A 17,669-nucleotide genomic window follows, 5' to 3' on the forward strand; every position below is an offset into this window, starting at 1 on the left:
GGAGGAGACGATGCAGGACGAAGAACAGAACAAGCAGTCCGATTTCTCCGCGTTCGAAGGAACGCGTCCCGTGCAGGACAAGCAGCGCTTCGACACCGATGCGCTCGCAAGATGGCTCGCATCGAACGTCGATGGTTTCAGCGGCCCGTTGACCGTCGAGCAATTCGCGGGCGGCCAGTCGAACCCGACCTTCAAGCTCGTCACGCCCGCGCGCAGCTACGTGATGCGCGCGAAACCGGGACCCGCCGCGAAGCTGTTGCCATCCGCGCATGCGATCGAGCGCGAGTATCGCGTGATGGACGCGCTCGCCTCCACCGATGTTCCCGTCGCGCGCATGCTCGCGCTGTGCGAGGACGAAAGCGTGATGGGCCGCGCGTTCTACGTGATGGACTTCGTGCAGGGCCGTGTGCTGTGGGATCAATCGCTGCCCGGCATGACGCCCGCCGAGCGCGCCGCGATTTATGACGAAACCAACCGCGTGATCGCCGCGCTTCATGCGGTGGACATCGAAGCCGCCGGACTGTCTGGCTACGGCAAGCCGGGCAATTACTTCGAGCGGCAGATCGGGCGCTGGAGCAAGCAGTATGTCGCATCGGAGACCGAAGAGATCGATGCGATGCATCGCCTGATCGAGTGGCTGCCGCAGCACATTCCGCAATCGCAGCAGGCGCGCGTGAGTGTCGTGCACGGCGATTACCGGCTCGACAATCTCATCTTTCATCCGGCCGAGCCGCGCGTGCTCGCCGTGCTCGACTGGGAGCTCTCGACACTCGGCGATCCGCTCGCCGATTTCGCGTATCACTGCATGGCGTGGCATGTCGATCCATCGCAGTTTCGCGGAATCGCGGGGCTCGACTGGGCCGCGCTCGGGATTCCCGATGAAGCCGCCTATGTGCAGCGCTATTGCGAGCGCACGGGCTTCACGATCGAAGGCGACTGGAACTTCTATCTCGCCTACAACATGTTCCGCATCGCCGCGATTCTGCAGGGCATCATGAAACGCGTCGTCGATGGCACCGCCGCGAGCGCGCAGGCCGTCGATGCGGGCAGACGCGCGCGGCCGATGGCCGAACTCGCGTGGCGATACGCGCAGAAAGTCGGTCGATGAGAACGCAGGAGACAAACGCATGAACTTCGACTACACGCCCAAGGTGCAGGCATTGCGCGCAAGGCTGCTCGCATTCTTCGACGCGCACATCTACCCGAACGAGCGCGCCTATGCCGAAGAAATCGCGGCGAATCGCGCGGCCGGCAACGCGTGGATTCCGACACGCCTGATCGAAAGTTTGAAAGAGCAGGCGCGCGCCGAAGGACTGTGGAATCTCTTTCTGCCTGCATCGGAGCGCGGCGCCGGACTCACCAATCTCGAATACGCGCCGCTGTGCGAAATCATGGGCCGTGTGCCGTGGGCGCCCGAGGTGTTCAATTGCAGCGCGCCGGACACCGGCAACATGGAAACCATCGAGCGCTACGGCACCGATGCGCAGAAAGCCCAATGGCTCGAACCGCTGTTGCGCGGCGAAATCCGCTCGGCGTTTCTGATGACGGAGCCGGAAGTCGCGTCGTCGGATGCGACCAATATCCGATGCAGCATCGCGCGCGACGGCGACGGCTATGTGATCGATGGCCACAAGTGGTGGTCATCGGGCGCGGGCGATCCGCGCTGCAAGGTGTATATCGTGATGGGCAAGACCGACGCGCAAGCGCCGAAGCACGCGCAGCAGTCGATGATTCTCGTGCCCGCCGACGCGAGCGGCATCACCGTGCATCGGCCCCTGAACGTGTTCGGCTATGACGACCCGCCGCATGGTCACATGGACATCACGCTCGATCGCGTGCGCGTGCCGGCGACGAACATCTTGCTCGGCGAGGGGCGCGGCTTCGAAATCGCGCAGGGCCGGCTCGGGCCGGGGCGCATTCACCACTGCATGCGGTTGATCGGCCTGGCGGAGCGCGCGCTCGAACTGATGACGAAGCGCACGCTCGGGCGCATCGCGTTCGGCAAGCCGATCGCGCAGCATGGCGTGACGCAGGAGCGCATCGCCGAGGCGCGCATCATGATCGAGCAGGCGCGGCTGCTGACGCTCAAAGCCGCGTACATGATGGACACCGTCGGCAACAAGGGCGCGCGCGGCGAGATCGCGATGATCAAGGTGGTCGCGCCGAATGTCGCGTGTCAGGTCATCGACTGGGCGATCCAGGCGCACGGCGCGGGCGGCGTCAGCGACGACTTTCCGCTGGCGTACGCGTATGCCGCGGCGCGAACGCTGCGGCTCGCCGATGGCCCCGACGAGGTGCATCGCAATGCCATTGCAAAGCTGGAGTTCGGCAAGTACGCGGATGTCTGAGGATGGCGGACTGCGCCGGATCCCGTTAGCGTGTCGGTCTATTAGCGTTGCCCCTGTGCGGGGCGGCACCTACTTTCTTTGCTGCTGCAAAGAAAGTAGGCAAAGAAAGCAGCTCGAGACGCCCGCGGTCATACGCAATTTGGGTGTTCTTCTCGTTGTTCGTGGCCTCTGTAGCGAGTGCCCTCCTGGGCCTAATCGGGCGTGGACCGCGCACGGTCTGTCACATCGCACCGCACGCGTGGCTGGTTCAGCACGAAATGGCTCCGGTCCGCTACGCGACCGATGGGTACATCGGGTCTGCGTGTGCTTCTGCGTTTCTACTTTCTCGTTGGTTTCCCTTGCATACCCAACGGCAGCGCGTAGCGCTGTGCCGGAACTCTTTCGTGCTGAACCAGCGTCCCTTGGGTACTAGCTTGTCGGACCGTGCGCGGTCCAAGCCCGGTTAGGCCTACGAGGGCACTCGCTACAGAGGCCGCGAGCGACGAGAAGAACACCTAAATTGCGTGTGACCGCGGGCGTCTCGAGCTGCTTTCTTTGGTTACTTTCTTTGCAGCAGCAAAGAAAGTGACTGCCGCCCCGCACAGGGGCAACGCTAATAAACCAACACGATCACGGGATCCGGCGAAAAACCCTAGACCACACGCGGACTTCCCTCCCCGCCTGGCTCACGCAAGCCGAACAACGCGGCCGAATCAACCGTGAGCACGAGCTCGCCGTGCTGGTTATGCGCTTCCCACCGCGTCTGCACGATACCGCGATCCGGCTTGCTCTTCGACACGCGCTTGTCGAGCACGCGCACGCTGAGCCGCACCGTATCGCCGACGCGCACGGGTTTGATCCAGCGAATATTGTCGAGCCCGGGCGAACCCATCGAGGTCGAATCGCCGACCATATCGCGCACGAGGATGCCCATCATCGCCGAACACGTATTCCAGCCGCTCGCGACGAGACCGCCGAAATGCGACGCCTCGCCCGCCTTCTCGGAAAGATGAAACGGCTGCGGATCGTAACGCTCCGCGAATCCGACGATCTCTTCTCTCGTGAACGTGTGCGCGCTCAGTTGAACCGCGCTGCCGATTTCGAAATCCTCAAAGGCGTATTTCATGCGTAAGCTCCTCGTTGAGCGTCAATCTTCGGTGACTGAAAAAGCGGGAAGCGCGGCAAAGCGCGCGAGGTGATGATCGACATCTCCGAGCGTCGTCTCGATGATCGACAGGCGCTTGAACCAGTGCGCCGCCGGCAGTTCGTTGGTCATGCCCATGCCGCCGTGCAACTGCACCGCCTGCTGACCGACGAAGCGCGCAGCCTGCCCGACGCGCGCCTTCGCCGCCGAGATGGCTTGCGCGCGCGTCGCGGCGTCGTCGCTGGTGTAGCGCGCGGCGGCCAGATACGTGATCGAGCGCGCCTGCTCCGTGTGAATCAGCATGTCGACCATGCGATGCTGCAGCGCCTGAAAACGCGCGATCGGCACGCCGAACTGCTGACGTTCCTTCGTATAGTCGACGGTCGCGCGATTGAGCGCGTCGAGTGCGCCGAGCGCTTCCGCGCACAGCAGGAAAGTCGCGTAGTCGGCGATCCGCTCGAGCGTCGCCGCGCCCGTATCGTGACCGCCTAAGCGAGTCGCCGGGGTCTGGTCGAACGTGAGCGTGGCGGCACGTTGCCCGTCGATCGTGCGGTATTCCGCGATGCCGACCTTCGCCGCATCCTTTCCGACGATGAACAGCGCCACTTCGCCTCGCACGCGCGCGGGTACGATCCAGTAATCGGCTTGCGCGCCGTGCTGCACCATCGACTTCGTGCCTTCGAGCGTGACGCGATCGCCCGCTTCGCTCGCGATCGTGCGCAGATCGAAGAGATCGTGGCGCGCATGCGGCTCGTGGAACGCGACCGCCAGACGAATCTCACCGCGTCCCGCGCGTTCGAGCAACTCACCGGCGACGGCACTGCCCTTTTCCGCTGCGAGCCGCAACGCTTCGATACCGACAGCCGTCGCCCAATAAGGCTCGACGACGAGCGCGCGCCCCAGTTCCTGCATCACGACGAGCATGTCGACCGGGCCGCCATCGAAGCCGCCTTGCGCTTCGGGGACCGGCAGCGCGAGCAGACCCAATTCGGCGAATGCACGCCAATGCTTTTCATCGACGCCCGCCTCTGACGCGACGATCTTCTGCCGCGCATCGAACGCATATTCCTTGTCGAGGTAACGGCGCAGCGCATCGCGGAACTGCTGCTGTTCATCGCTGAAAGTGAAGTCCATGCGCGCTCCTCAAAGTCCCAGAATCATCTGCGCGATGATGTTCTTTTGAATCTCGTTCGAGCCGCCGTAGATCGATGTCTTGCGAAAGTTGAAGTAGTACGCGGCGAGCGGCGCGGCATCGTCGTCGCCGGTCAGGCTGTGCGCGCGTTCGCCTTCGAGGAACGCGGGATCGAAGGCCGCCGCCTGCGGGCCGATTGCCTCGACCATCAGTTCGGTCAGCGCCTGCTGCACTTCGGTGCCCTTGATCTTGAGCATCGACGCTTCCGGGCCCGGCCCCTTGCCGCCCGCTTCGCTCGCGATGACTCGCTGCACGGTCACTTCGAGCGCGATCAGTTCGATCTCGAGCGCGGCCACTTTTGCGGAAAACAGCGGATCGTGGAGCAGCGGTTTGCCGCCTTTGGTGCGATCGAGCGCGAGACGCTTGAGAAACAGCAACTCCCGTTTCGATTGCCCGACGCGCGCGATGCCCGTACGCTCGTGACCGAGCAGATACTTCGCGTACGTCCAGCCGCGATTCTCCTCGCCGACGAGATTCGCCACCGGCACTTTCACGTCTTCGAAAAAGACTTCGTTGACTTCGTGATCTTCGTCGAGCGTGATGATCGGCCGCACAGTGATGCCGGGCGTCTTCATGTCGATCAGAAGGAATGAGATGCCCTCCTGCTTCTTCGCATCGGAGTCGGTGCGTACGAGGCAGAACATCATGTCGGCGTGCTGGCCGAGCGTCGTCCACGTCTTTTGTCCGTTCACGATGTAGTGACCGTCACGCCGCTCGGCGCGTGTGCGCAATGATGCGAGATCGGAACCGGAACCTGGCTCCGAGTAGCCTTGGCACCACCAGTCGGTGCCATCGAGAATGCGCGGCAGATAGCGGGATTTCTGCTCGGCGCTGCCGTACTTCATCAGCACCGGCGCGACCATCGAAACGCCGAAAGGCAGCACCATCGGCGCGCCGGCGCGAGCGCATTCTTCGTCCCAGATATGGCGTTGAGTGACGTCCCAGCCGGGGCCGCCGTATTCCGTCGGCCACGCGGCGGCCGACCAGCCGCGCGCGGCGAGCAGCTTGTGCCAGCTCGCGTAATCGTCGCGTGTCAGACGCTTGTGATGGAGGACTTTGTCGCGCAGCGCGCGAGGAAGACTGGCTTCGAGCCAGGTGCGGACTTCGGCGCGAAAGGCGTCGTCGGCGGGGGAATAGTTGAGGTTCATGCGCGGTGTCTCCTTCATGGCCCGGACCGGACCAGAAGAGACGCCGCGCGCGAATGTTACTGCAGCGGCTCTTTCAATGCGTCCGGAACAGGCAACGGCATCACGTCGATCCCTTCTTCGAGCAAGGCATGCGCGTCCTCGGGCGTCGTGACGCCGCGAATGTTGCGCGCCGGCGCTTCGTTGTAGTGAATGCGCCGCGCCTCTTCGGCAAACCGCTCGCCCACGTTTTCGGTCTTCCCGATCAGCTCACGCATGAATTGCAGCGCGCGCGCCTGCAGCGCCGCCGCGTCGGGCGCGACTTCCGTCTGCGCAGGCTGCGGCGCCGCCTCGCCTCGCGCCGACGACAGATTCAGGCGCGGCGCGGACGGCATGCGGCTCACTTCGGTCGCCGAACAAACCGGACATGCAACCAGTTTGCGCGACAACTGCGACTCGAACTCCTCGGTCGAGGCGAACCAGCCTTCGAACCGGTGTTCGTGCGAGCACTTTAAATCGAGAACCTTCATGCTGATGGGGCTTCGTCTGGAGTTTATCTCAAAAACGCGTTTTGTGAACGATCGTTCGCAAGATCGGAAGAATGGCGCGCGCGCGTCATCGATGGAACATTCATTCTAGCCGCTCGGCCCTCGCGACGCTTTTGTTGACGCAAAAACGACGAAAGCGGCCATCGAGGCCGCTTTCGCATGCATGCGCCTGACGCGCGCTCAGTCCGTGATCGTCTCTCCGAGCTTCCATTCGCCCGAACGGACTTTCTCCAGCCAGAACGCGCCGATGATCGTCTTCACGTCGCTGATGGTGCCGTCCTTCACCCAGTTCATCAGTTGCGCTTCATCGGCGATGAAGGTTTCGAGGAACTCGCCTTCGTCGAGCTTCGCATCGCCCGAACTCAGGCCGCGCGCGAGATAGATGTCGATGAACTCGGTCGAGTACGAAATCACCGGATGGATACGCGTGAGAAACGTCCATTCGCGCGCGGTGTAGCCCGTCTCTTCCTGCAACTCGCGTTTCGCGCACGTGAGTTCGTCTTCGTTGGGATCGAGCTTGCCCGCGGGAAATTCGAGCAGAACCTTCCCTACCGGATAGCGAAACTGACGTTCGAGCAACACACGGCCATCGTCGAAGACCGGCAGGATCATCACCGCGCCAGGATGCTCGACGAATTCGCGCGTCGCGTGCTTGCCGTCCGGCAATTCGACGGTGTCGCGCTTGAGCGTGAGGAATTTGCCCTCGTGCAGCGTGATGCTTTCGACCTTCTTTTCGATGAGGCCGTCGTCTTTGCCGGGAATCGAGGAATGATCTGCCATCTTGAGCCTTGTGCCTTGAAGCAGGCCGCTGACGGCGCGAAGCCGTCAGCGACGCTTGACGAGATATTGATACGTGAAGCCCGGAAACGCGAACACCACGAAGAGACTGAAGGTGATGGCATAGAACTGCCATTCCTGAGCGAAGCGGTTGCCGGCGCGCGCTTCCAGCATGAAGCCGAGCGCGCCGACCGCGAAGTAAAGAACGATGAGCTCGCCGATGCGAATCCACGCGCTCTTCTTCGCTGTCCTGTGTCCCGTCGGCGCCGGAAGCGGCAACGGGACGACGGCGAAGAGGCGCTGATTCAGAAACGGCAGGTTGGCGAGAACGAGCGCCAACAGCACGATGAACCAGCCTGCCGCCGACATTACAGCGGCAGCGTGTGCGAGATCGCCGTCAGGCACGCGGTCATCAGCGGGCCCGGAACCAGACCGAGCACCAGCACGGCGAGGCCGTTGAACGCGAGCAACGAGCGGTTCAGGCCGCCAGCGACGATCGGCGATGCGTCTTGAGGCGCATCGAAGTACATCAGCTTCACGACTCGCAGGTAGTAGAACGCACCCACCAGCGAGGTCATCACCGCGAGAACGGCGAGCCACGTGAGGCCGGCGTTCATCGTCGCTTCGAGCACGGCAAGCTTCGCGTAGAAGCCGACCGTCGGCGGGATGCCGGCGAGCGAGAACATCATGATCATCATGACGAACGCGAACACCGGGCTGCGCTGGTTCAGGCCCTTGAAGTCCTCGAGCATTTCGGCTTCGAAGTCGCGGCGCGCGAGCAGCATGACCACGCCGAAGGTGCCGAGTGTCGTCACCAGATAGATGATGCTGTAGAACATCGCCGAGCTGTATGCGCCGGCCGCGCCGGTCAGCTTGCCGTCGACGACGCCCGCGAGCAGGCCGAGCAGCACGAAGCCCATGTTGGAGATGGCCGAATACGCCAGCATCCGCTTGATGTTCTTCTGCACGATACCCGTGATATTGCCCACGATGAGCGACAGCGCCGCGAGAATCACCAGCATCTCCTGCCAGTCGATCGCCAGCGGCAGCAGGCCCATCACCAGCAGACGCAGGCCCCACGCGAACGCCGCGACCTTCGGACCGCCGCCGGTGAGCAGCGTCATCGCAGTCGGTGCGCCCTGATACACGTCGGGCACCCACATGTGGAACGGCACCGCGCCCATCTTGAACGCCACACCCGCCACGACGAAGATCACGCCGAACAGCAGCACGGCATCGTTGATGCGTCCCGAAGCCACGGCCTTCAGCACTTCGTTCAGTTCGAGCGAACCGGTCGCGCCGTAGAGCATCGAGATGCCGTACAGCAGGAAGCCGGATGCGAGCGCGCCGAGCACGTAGTACTTCATCGCCGATTCGTTCGACTGCGGCGCGTCCTTGCGCAGCGCGATGACCGCGTACAGCGACAGCGACATCAGTTCGAGGCCGAGATACAGCGTGAGGAAGTTGTTGCCCGAAATCATCACGCACTGGCCGAGCAGCGAAAACAGGCCGAGCAGGAAGAAGTCGCCGCGGAACAGGTCGCGATCTTCCAGATACTTCTTCGAATAGATGATCGACACCGCGTAGCCGAGGCACACCACCGCCTTCATCGCGCTCGCGAACGGATCGACGATGTACATGCGCGTGAAGAAGTAAGCCGGCGTCGGATTGAGCGCGGTCGTCGCGAACCACACGCCACAGACGATCGTCGACACGAGCGCGATCAGATACGTCGTATTACGGCTCTTCTCGCCGAACACCGTGTCGTTCAACCAGGCGACGACGACCGCGGCCATCAGGACCGCGTCGGGCCACAACATACTCATAGGAGCGTTTTGCATGATCTTTTAGTTCCTCCGCACGACGTTACTGAGCCAGCGGCAGCTTGGACTGCGCGACGTGGGAGAGCAGGTTTGCCACGGATTCGTGCATCACGTCGGTAAAGGGCTTCGGATGCAGGCCCATGTACAGCGTGAACAGCGCCAGCACGGCGAGCATCAGGAATTCGCGCTTGTTGATGTCCTTGAGCTTCGCGACGTGGTCGTTCGCGACCGCGCCGAAATACACGCGCTTGTACATCCACAGCGTGTAGGCCGCGCCGAGAATCAGCGTGAAGGTGGCGAGGAAGGCGATCCAGAAGTTGTACTTCACGGCCGCCAGAATCACCATGAATTCGCCGACGAAACCCGAGGTGCCCGGCAAGCCGCAGTTGGCCATCGCGAAGAGCATCGCGAACGCCGCGAACTTCGGCATCGTGTTCACGACACCGCCGTAATCCGCGATCTGGCGCGAGTGGACGCGGTCATAGAGCACGCCGATCGAAAGGAACATCGCGCCCGAGATGAAGCCGTGCGAGATCATCTGGATCAGCCCGCCTTCGACGGCGAGCTGGCTCGACGGTCCGAACATGAAAAAGCCGAGCGTGACGAAGCCCATGTGCGCGATCGACGAATACGCGACGAGCTTCTTCATGTCGGCCTGCACCAGTGCGACGAGACCGATGTAGATCACCGCGATCAGCGACAGCGTGATGACCACCGGCGCCAGGAAATGGCTCGCGTCCGGCGCGATCGGCAGCGAGAAGCGCAGGAAACCGTACGCGCCCAGCTTCAGCATGATCGCCGCCAGCACGACCGAGCCGCCCGTCGGGGCTTCCACGTGCGCGTCAGGCAACCACGTGTGCACCGGCCACATCGGCACCTTCACGGCGAACGCCAGGAAGAACGCGATGAAGAGCAGCACCTGTGGCGTCATGTCGAGCTTCGCGGCGTGCCACGCGGCGAGATCGAACGTATGCGTCTGCGTGTACAGATACAGCAACGCGACCAGCATCAGCAGCGAGCCGGCCAGCGTGTACAGGAAGAACTTGAACGCCGCGTACACACGGTTCGGTCCGCCCCACACGCCGATGATGATGTACATCGGAATGAGCGTGGCTTCGAAGAACACGTAGAACAGCAGACCATCCGCCGTCGAGAACACGCCGATCATGATGCCCGAGAGGATCAGGAACGCGGCCATGTACTGCGACACGCGCTCGGTGATCACTTCCCAGCCGGCAATGACGACGATCACCGTGATGAGCGCGGTCAGCACGACGAACCACATCGAGATGCCGTCCACACCGAGGTGGTACGTGATGTTGAAGCGCTCGATCCAGTTCGACTGTTCGACGAACTGCAGCGCGGCCGTGGACGTATCGAAGCCGGTGATGAGCGGAATCGTGACGATCAGCCCGAGCACCGAGCCGATCAGCGCGACCCAGCGCGCGGGCGCCGGGTTCTGGTCGTTACCAACTGCGAGCACCAGCAGGCCGAAAATGATCGGCAGCCAGATCGCGACACTGAGAATCGGAAAAGAGTGCATAGGATCCCTCGCCTTATTTGCCGCCGAGCGTCACAAACAGGGTCAAGAGCCCCAACATGCCGATAATCATGGCGAACGCGTAGTGATAGATGTAACCGGATTGAAGGAAGCGGATCACACCGGCGAACCAGCCCATGAACCGCGCACTGCCGTTGACGATGCCGTCGATGACGACCACATCGCCCTCTTTCCACAGACCGCGGCCGATGGCGACCGCGCCCTTCGCGAACACGACCTCATTGATCTTGTCGCAGTAGTACTTGTTGTCGAGCAGCACGTAGATCGGACGGAAGGTCTTCGCGACGACCGCCGGCAGATCCGGACGCTTCATGTAGAAGAACCACGCGACGATCACACCCAGCGCCGCGAGCCACACCGGACCCGGCGTGATGATGCCGTGCAGCGCCATCGCGACCCAGCCGTGGAACTCTTCGGCCATTTCCTTCAGACCTTCGTGGTTCTCGCCGATGAAGATCACCTTGTCGAACGCCACGCCGTGCGCGAAGAAGTCGCCGTAGATCATCGGGCCGATCATGATCGCGCCGATGATGATCGACGGGATCGCGAGCAGCACGAGCGGCAGCGTCACCACCCAGGGCGTTTCGTGCGGAACGTGCGCGTGGCCATGACCATGATCGTCGTGATGACCGTGCGAGTCGTGACCGTGGCCGTGCGCTTCGGCCTGGCCCATCGGCGAATCGGGATGCTTCGGACCGCGGAAGCGCTCTTCGCCGTGGAACACCATGAAATACATGCGGAACGAGTACAGCGACGTGACGAACACGCTCGCCACCACTGCGAAATACGCGAAGCCCGAGCCCGCCAGATGCGAGTACTTCACCGCTTCGATGATCGAGTCCTTCGAGTAGAAACCCGAGAAGAACGGCGTGCCGATCAGCGCGAGCGAACCGATCAGCGACGTGATCCACGTGATCGGCATGTACTTGCGCAGGCCGCCCATGTTGCGCATGTCCTGATCGTGGTGCATGCCGATGATGACCGAGCCCGCGCCGAGGAACAGCAGCGCCTTGAAGAACGCGTGCGTGCCGAGGTGGAACACGGCAACCGGGTACGCCGAGACGCCGAGCGCGACCGTCATGTAGCCGAGCTGTGAGAGCGTCGAATACGCGACCACGCGCTTGATGTCGTTCTGCACGACGCCGAGGAAGCCCATGAACAACGCTGTGATGGCACCGATGACCGTCACGAACGAGAGCGCCGCATCCGAGTGCTCGAACAGCGGCGACATGCGCGTCACCATGAAGATACCGGCCGTCACCATGGTCGCCGCGTGAATCAGCGCGGAGATCGGCGTCGGGCCTTCCATGGAATCCGGCAGCCAGACGTGCAGCGGGAACTGCGCCGACTTGCCCATCGCGCCGATGAACAGGCACACGCAGGCAACCGTCAGCAGGCCCCATTGCGTGCCGGGGAAAGTCATCGCCGCGAGCTTGTCGCCTTGGGCGAACACGTCGCCGTAGTTCAGCGAACCCGCGAACGAGAGCAGCAGACCGATGCCCAGCAGAAAGCCGAAGTCGCCCACGCGGTTCACGATGAACGCCTTCATGTTGGCGTAGATCGCGCTCTCACGCGTGAAGTAGAAGCCGATCAGCAGGTACGACACGAGACCCACCGCTTCCCAGCCGAAGAACAGCTGCAGGAAGTTGTTGCTCATGACGAGCATCAGCATCGAGAACGTGAACAGCGAGATGTACGAGAAGAAGCGCTCGTAACCCACTTCCTCGTCCGCCATGTAGCCGATCGTGTAGATGTGCACCATCAGCGAGACGAAGGTCACGATGACCATCATCATCGCCGTGAGCGAGTCGACCAGGAAGCCGACTTCCATCTTGAGCGTGCCGACGTTCATCCATTCGTAGATGGTCGCGTTGAAGCTCGCGCCATGCATCACGTCGTTGAAGACGATCGCCGAAAGGATGAACGAGATGAAGACGCCGAGGATCGTGATGCGATGCGAACCCTTGCGCCCCACCGCCTTCCCGAATAGCCCTGCGATCAGCGAGCCGGCCAGCGGCGCCAGCGGAACCGCGAGCAGGAGGTTTTCATTGAGTGTCGTGGACATAACAGCCTAGCCTGAAATTAACCTTTGAGCTGGTCGAGGTCCTCGACGTTGATCGTGTCGAGGCTACGGAACAGGGTCACGAGAATCGCGAGACCGATCGCGGCTTCAGCCGCGGCCACGGTCAGCACGAAGAACACGAAAATCTGGCCATGCACGTCGCCCAGATAGTGCGAGAACGCGACAAAATTGGTGTTCACCGCGAGCAGCATCAATTCGATGGCCATCAGGATGATGATGATGTTGCGGCGGTTCAGGAAGATGCCGACGATGCTGATCGCAAACAGGATCGCACCGAGCACGAGGTAATGGGCAAGACTCAACATATTCGTATTCTCCTTCGCGCTCAGCCCTTGTTGTCGACCGTACCCGCGCCGATATTGCCGGTCACGGCCGGTTCCGTGGTGGCGTCCGGCGCCTCTGTCTCGGACTTCATCTTCACGATGCGAACGCGATCTTGCGCGCGCACCTTGACTTGCTGGCTGACGGTTTGCGTCTTCTTGTCTTTCTTGTCGCGGATCGTGAGCGAGATCGCAGCGATGATGGCGACCAGCAGAACGAGACCCGCAATTTCAAAGGCGAAGATGTAGTCCGTGTAGATGACCTTGCCGATCAGTTGCGTATTCGGCATCACCCCCGCACCGCTGACGGCTGCGCCGACGACCGGCGTGATGGTTGCGCCGTAGCCGTGCCAGAGGATCAGCGCGGTCTCGATCACGATGATCGCGCCGACGATGCTCGCGAGCGGCACGAAGCGCTTGAAATCCCGTCGCAGGACATCAATGTTGATGTCGAGCATCATGACCACGAAGAGGAACAGCACCATCACGGCGCCCACGTACACGAGAACCAGCAGAATCGCGAGGAATTCGGCTTGCAGCAGCATCCAGATCGCGGCCGCGTTGAAGAACGAGAGCACGAGGAAAAGCGCGGATGACACCGGGTTGCGCGAGGTGATCACCTTCAGCGCGGAGACGACCAGCAGCAGCGCGAAGATATAGAACAGTACGGTTGTGAATTCCATGATTACCGGTTCATCGTTAGGCCATCATCAGGCATGGTGTGTCGGCGCTTTCGGACAGGAGCCGCCCTCGGCGCGCGCCGCAGTGTGCCAAACAGCAACAACAAAATCGCTCTGGCGCGATGCCGAACCGCGTGGCTTCGGCATCGAACTCATATCAACGATAAGGCGCGTCCGCCGCCTTCGATGCGGCGATTTCCGTTTCGTAACGATCGCCCACCGCAAGCAGCATGTCCTTCGTGAAGTACAGGTCGCCGCGCTTTTCGCCGTGATATTCGAGGATGTGCGTTTCGACGATCGAATCGACCGGGCAGCTTTCTTCGCAGAATCCGCAGAAGATGCACTTGGTCAGGTCGATGTCGTAGCGCGTCGTGCGACGAGTGTTGTCCGCGCGCGTTTCCGATTCGATCGTGATCGCCATCGCCGGGCACACGGCTTCGCACAGCTTGCAGGCGATGCAGCGCTCTTCGCCGTTTTCATAGCGGCGCAGCGCGTGCAGACCGCGAAAACGCGGCGAGATCGGGGTCTTCTCTTCCGGGAACTGCACCGTGATCTTGCGCTGGAACGTGTAACGGCCCGTCAGCGCCAGACCTTTCAGCAGCTCGGTCAGGAAGAAGGTTTTGAAGAAGTTCTGAATAGCGTTCATGATGTTTTCGTCCGCTCTTGTCTCTTACTTCCAGATGTTGAGCGGCGACATGATCCAGAAGCCGACCACCACCACCCAGATCACCGACACCGGCAGGAACACCTTCCAGCCCAGACGCATGATCTGGTCGTAGCGGTAACGCGGGAAAGTCGCGCGCGCCCAGATGAACACCGACAGCAGCAGGAATACCTTGAAAACGAACCAGAATACGCCCGGAATGAACGACAGGAAGCCAAACGGTGCATCCCAGCCGCCGAGGAACAGCGTCGTCGCGATCGCGGAGATCACGATCATGTTGATGTACTCGGCAAGGAAGAACAGCGCGAACGCCATGCCGGAGTAATCGATCATGTGACCCGCGACGATTTCCGATTCGCCTTCCACCACGTCGAACGGGTGACGGTTCGTTTCAGCGATGCCCGAGATGAAGTACACGACGAACATCGGCAAGAGCGGCAGCCAGTTCCACGACAGGAAGTTGACGCCCCAGCCCGCGAACATGCCGCGTTGCTGCGAGTGCACGATCTCGGACATGTTCAGCGTGCCCGCGACCATCAGCACCACGACGAGCGCGAAACCCATCGAGATTTCGTAGGACACCATCTGCGCCGCCGCGCGCATCGCACCCAGGAACGCGTACTTCGAGTTCGACGCCCAGCCCGCGAGGATCACGCCGTACACGCCGATCGACGAAATCGCCATGGCGTACAGCAGACCCGCGTTGATATCGCCGAGCACCGCCTTGGCCTGGAACGGAATCACCGCCCAGACCGCGAACGCGGGCACCACGGTCATGATCGGCGCGATCATGTAGATCCATTTGCTGGCCGCCGTCGGCTGAATGACTTCCTTGAGCAGAAGCTTCAGCACGTCTGCGATCGGCTGCAGCAGACCTGCGGGACCGACGCGGTTCGGCCCGAGACGCACGTGCATCCAGCCGATGAGCTTGCGTTCCCAGAGAATCAGGTACGCCACGCACAGCAGGATGACCACCGAAACCACGAGGATGCGGACGATCGCCCACACCGTCGGCCATGCGACGCCGAGAAGCTGCGTGCCGCCTGCGTTGATCGTATCGAACAAGCCCATTTTTACGCCTTCTCCACTACCAGTTCACCGAACAGGCCGCCGAGCGCGGCGCCAGCCGTCGTGCCCGCCGACACGCGGACCACCGATTCCGCGAGATTCGCATCGCGGACCGCGGGCAGCGTCACCGACAGGTTGCCTTGCTTGATACGCACCGCTTCGCCGTCCTTCAGGCCGAGCTTGTCGAAGAGCGAGGTCGGCAGACCCGCCACGTTCGCATCGCGTGCGGCCGCCGTCAGATGCAGCGACGGCGCGCGGCGCACGAGCGCGTCGGCGTGGTAGATCGGCACATCGGCGAGACGCTGCAGGCCGCTGCCGTTCAGCACGACATTCGATGCTGCGCGCTTCGCCGCCACCGTCGTCTTGTTCGACAGGCGCGCGCTCAGGTCGCCCGTGCCGAGCGCTGCAACGCGCACTTCTTCGGCCGTGTCGAATTCGAAGCCCGGCAAGCCGAGGATCGTGCCCAGCACGCGCAGCACCTTCCAGCCCGGACGCGTGTCGCCGAGTGCGCGCACGACGCCGTTGAACGACTGTGCCGTGCCTTCCGCGTTGACGAACGTGCCCGACGTTTCCGTGTACGGCGCGATCGGCAGCAGTACGTCCGCGTAGTCCATGCCGTGCTTGAACGGCGACATCACGACGACCATTTCCGCTGCCTTGAGCGCGGCGATTGCTTGCGCCGGATTGGCCGTGTCGTATTCCGGTTCGGCGTTCAGGAGCACATAGCCCTTGCGCGGCTGCTCGAACGCTTCGCGTGCGTTGAGACCGCCCTCGCCCGGCAATGCATCGACGAGATGCGCACCGACCGAGTTCGCGCCTTCCGTGAGGAAGCCGAGCGTCGCGCCGGTATTGTCGGCGATCCACTGGGCCGCCGCCTGAATCTGTGCAAAGTCCGGATGCTGAACCGCGACGTTGCCGAGCAGCACGACGCGCTCTTCACCCGCCGACAGCGATGCCGCGACATCCTTGGCCGCCGCCGACACGTCGCGACCCGCGAACGCGTCCGGCAGCGCGACGCCGCGCGCTTCGGCGACCGCCGCCGCGATGCCCGCGAGCTGATCGAGCCACGCCGAGGGCGCGGCGACCAGGCGATGCGCGGTCGGAATCAACGAGTCGTCGTTGCTGGCGTTCAGGAACGTGACCTTCGCGCCGTTCTTCGCTGCCTGACGCAGACGCGCGGCGAACAGCGGATGATCGCGGCGCAGGAACGAGCCGATCACGAACGCGGTGTCGATCATCGACAGATCCGCGATCTTCGTGCCGAGCCACGGCGCCCCGACGCCCATCGGCGCCGAGAAATCGTTCTGGCGCAGACGGAAATCGACGTTCGGCGTACCGACGCCTTCAGCCAGTTGCTTGAGCAGATGCAGCTCTTCGACCGTGCTGTGCGGCGTGGCGAGCGCGGCGATGGCGTTCGCGCCATGATCCGCCTTGATGCCCTTCAGGCCCTTCGCCACGTATTCGAGCGCGGTCTGCCAGTCGGTTTCGATCCAGTTGCCGCCCTGCTTGAGCATCGGCGCGGTGAGACGCTCGTCGCTGTTCAGGCCTTCGTACGAGAAACGGTCCTTGTCCGAGATCCAGCATTCGTTGATGGCTTCGTTTTCCATCGGCAGAACGCGCATCACGCGATTGTTCTTCACCTGAACGACGAGGTTCGCGCCGACGGAATCGTGCGGGCTCACCGACTTGCGGCGCGACAGTTCCCAGGTACGCGCGCTGTAGCGGAACGGCTTGCTGGTCAGCGCGCCGACCGGGCACAGGTCGATCATGTTGCCCGACAGTTCCGAATCCACCGTCTTGCCGACGAACGACGTGATTTCCGAATGCTCGCCGCGGCCCAGCATGCCGAGTTCCATCACGCCGGCGACTTCCTGGCCGAAGCGCACGCAGCGCGTGCAGTGGATGCAGCGCGACATCTCTTCCATCGAGATGAGCGGGCCGACGTTCTTGTGGAACACCACGCGCTTCTCTTCGCTATAGCGCGACTGCGACTTGCCGTAACCGACGGCCAGATCCTGCAACTGGCACTCGCCGCCCTGATCGCAGATCGGGCAATCGAGCGGGTGGTTGATCAGCAGGAATTCCATCACCGACTGCTGCGCCTTCACGGCCTTGTCGGAGGTGGTGCGAACGATCATGCCGGCCGACACGGGCGTCGCACAGGCGGGAACGGCCTTCGGCATCTTTTCGACTTCGACGAGGCACATCCGGCAGTTCGCCGCGATCGACAGCTTCTTGTGATAGCAAAAGTGAGGGATGTACGTATCGACCTTGTGCGCAGCCTGGATCACCATGCTGCCTTCAGGCACCTCGACCGTCTTGCCGTCAATTTCTAGTTCAACCATGATGGATTAAGAT

The 17,669-nt window shown here is 62.5% G+C and carries 16 protein-coding genes; 2 read left to right on the top strand and 14 right to left on the bottom strand.

The window, feature by feature from the left end:
* Nucleotides 1-10: 10 nt before the first annotated feature.
* On the top strand, nt 11-1,108 hold the full coding sequence (locus BTHE68_RS07945) for a phosphotransferase (protein WP_162065855.1): 1,098 nt from the start codon (nt 11-13) through the stop codon (nt 1,106-1,108).
* 19 nt (nt 1,109-1,127) lie between these two features.
* Nucleotides 1,128-2,348 (top strand): acyl-CoA dehydrogenase family protein, encoded by a 1,221-nt coding sequence (locus BTHE68_RS07950; protein WP_162065856.1) that lies wholly within the window; start codon nt 1,128-1,130, stop codon nt 2,346-2,348.
* A gap of 631 nt (nt 2,349-2,979) precedes the next feature.
* On the opposite strand, the gene BTHE68_RS07955 is transcribed toward BTHE68_RS07950, so the two are convergent.
* The 14 genes from BTHE68_RS07955 to nuoG form a co-directional block, all read right to left on the bottom strand.
* Nucleotides 2,980-3,453 carry a MaoC family dehydratase gene (locus BTHE68_RS07955; protein WP_162065857.1) on the bottom strand — a complete coding sequence of 158 codons (474 nt, stop codon included), beginning with the start codon at nt 3,451-3,453 and terminating at the stop codon, nt 2,980-2,982.
* Between the two features lie 21 nt (nt 3,454-3,474).
* Nucleotides 3,475-4,605 carry an acyl-CoA dehydrogenase family protein gene (locus BTHE68_RS07960; RefSeq protein WP_162065858.1) on the bottom strand — a complete coding sequence of 377 codons (1,131 nt, stop codon included), beginning with the start codon at nt 4,603-4,605 and terminating at the stop codon, nt 3,475-3,477.
* A 9-nt stretch (nt 4,606-4,614) separates the two neighbouring features.
* Complete coding sequence (locus BTHE68_RS07965; RefSeq protein ID WP_162065859.1) at nt 4,615-5,811, bottom strand: acyl-CoA dehydrogenase family protein; 1,197 nt, start codon at nt 5,809-5,811, stop codon at nt 4,615-4,617.
* Between the two features lie 56 nt (nt 5,812-5,867).
* Nucleotides 5,868-6,317: a DUF1178 family protein gene (locus BTHE68_RS07970; protein WP_162065860.1), complete on the bottom strand. Its 450-nt coding sequence runs from the start codon at nt 6,315-6,317 to the stop codon at nt 5,868-5,870.
* A gap of 198 nt (nt 6,318-6,515) precedes the next feature.
* Nucleotides 6,516-7,115 carry an NUDIX domain-containing protein gene (locus BTHE68_RS07975; RefSeq protein ID WP_162065861.1) on the bottom strand — a complete coding sequence of 200 codons (600 nt, stop codon included), beginning with the start codon at nt 7,113-7,115 and terminating at the stop codon, nt 6,516-6,518.
* Nucleotides 7,116-7,160: 45 nt separating this feature from the next.
* The gene (locus tag BTHE68_RS07980; RefSeq protein ID WP_162065862.1) at nt 7,161-7,481 is read right to left on the bottom strand and encodes a DUF2818 family protein; all 321 of its coding nucleotides are present in this window, start codon (nt 7,479-7,481) and stop codon (nt 7,161-7,163) included.
* On the bottom strand, nt 7,481-8,953 hold the full coding sequence (gene nuoN, locus BTHE68_RS07985; protein WP_174257999.1) for an NADH-quinone oxidoreductase subunit NuoN: 1,473 nt from the start codon (nt 8,951-8,953) through the stop codon (nt 7,481-7,483). Before nuoN ends, BTHE68_RS07980 begins: the two co-directional genes overlap by 1 nt.
* Nucleotides 8,954-8,978: 25 nt before the next feature.
* Entirely contained in the window at nt 8,979-10,478 is a 1,500-nt protein-coding gene (locus BTHE68_RS07990; protein WP_162065864.1) for an NADH-quinone oxidoreductase subunit M, read from the bottom strand.
* A 13-nt stretch (nt 10,479-10,491) separates the two neighbouring features.
* Complete coding sequence (nuoL, locus tag BTHE68_RS07995; protein WP_162065865.1) at nt 10,492-12,561, bottom strand: NADH-quinone oxidoreductase subunit L; 2,070 nt, start codon at nt 12,559-12,561, stop codon at nt 10,492-10,494.
* Nucleotides 12,562-12,578: 17 nt separating this feature from the next.
* A complete protein-coding gene (gene nuoK / locus BTHE68_RS08000) occupies nt 12,579-12,884 on the bottom strand; it encodes an NADH-quinone oxidoreductase subunit NuoK (RefSeq protein ID WP_016345647.1) in 306 nt (101 codons plus the stop codon).
* 20 nt (nt 12,885-12,904) lie between these two features.
* Complete coding sequence (locus BTHE68_RS08005; protein ID WP_162065866.1) at nt 12,905-13,582, bottom strand: NADH-quinone oxidoreductase subunit J; 678 nt, start codon at nt 13,580-13,582, stop codon at nt 12,905-12,907.
* A 154-nt stretch (nt 13,583-13,736) separates the two neighbouring features.
* A complete protein-coding gene (nuoI, locus tag BTHE68_RS08010) occupies nt 13,737-14,225 on the bottom strand; it encodes an NADH-quinone oxidoreductase subunit NuoI (RefSeq protein WP_008341734.1) in 489 nt (162 codons plus the stop codon).
* A 24-nt stretch (nt 14,226-14,249) separates the two neighbouring features.
* Complete coding sequence (gene nuoH / locus BTHE68_RS08015) at nt 14,250-15,314, bottom strand: NADH-quinone oxidoreductase subunit NuoH (protein ID WP_162065867.1); 1,065 nt, start codon at nt 15,312-15,314, stop codon at nt 14,250-14,252.
* Between the two features lie 2 nt (nt 15,315-15,316).
* The gene (gene nuoG, locus BTHE68_RS08020) at nt 15,317-17,656 is read right to left on the bottom strand and encodes an NADH-quinone oxidoreductase subunit NuoG (protein WP_162065868.1); all 2,340 of its coding nucleotides are present in this window, start codon (nt 17,654-17,656) and stop codon (nt 15,317-15,319) included.
* Between the last annotated feature and the right edge of the window lie 13 nt (nt 17,657-17,669).

It is taken from the genome of Burkholderia sp. THE68 (assembly GCF_009938265.1).
GTDB lineage: Bacteria > Pseudomonadota > Gammaproteobacteria > Burkholderiales > Burkholderiaceae > Caballeronia.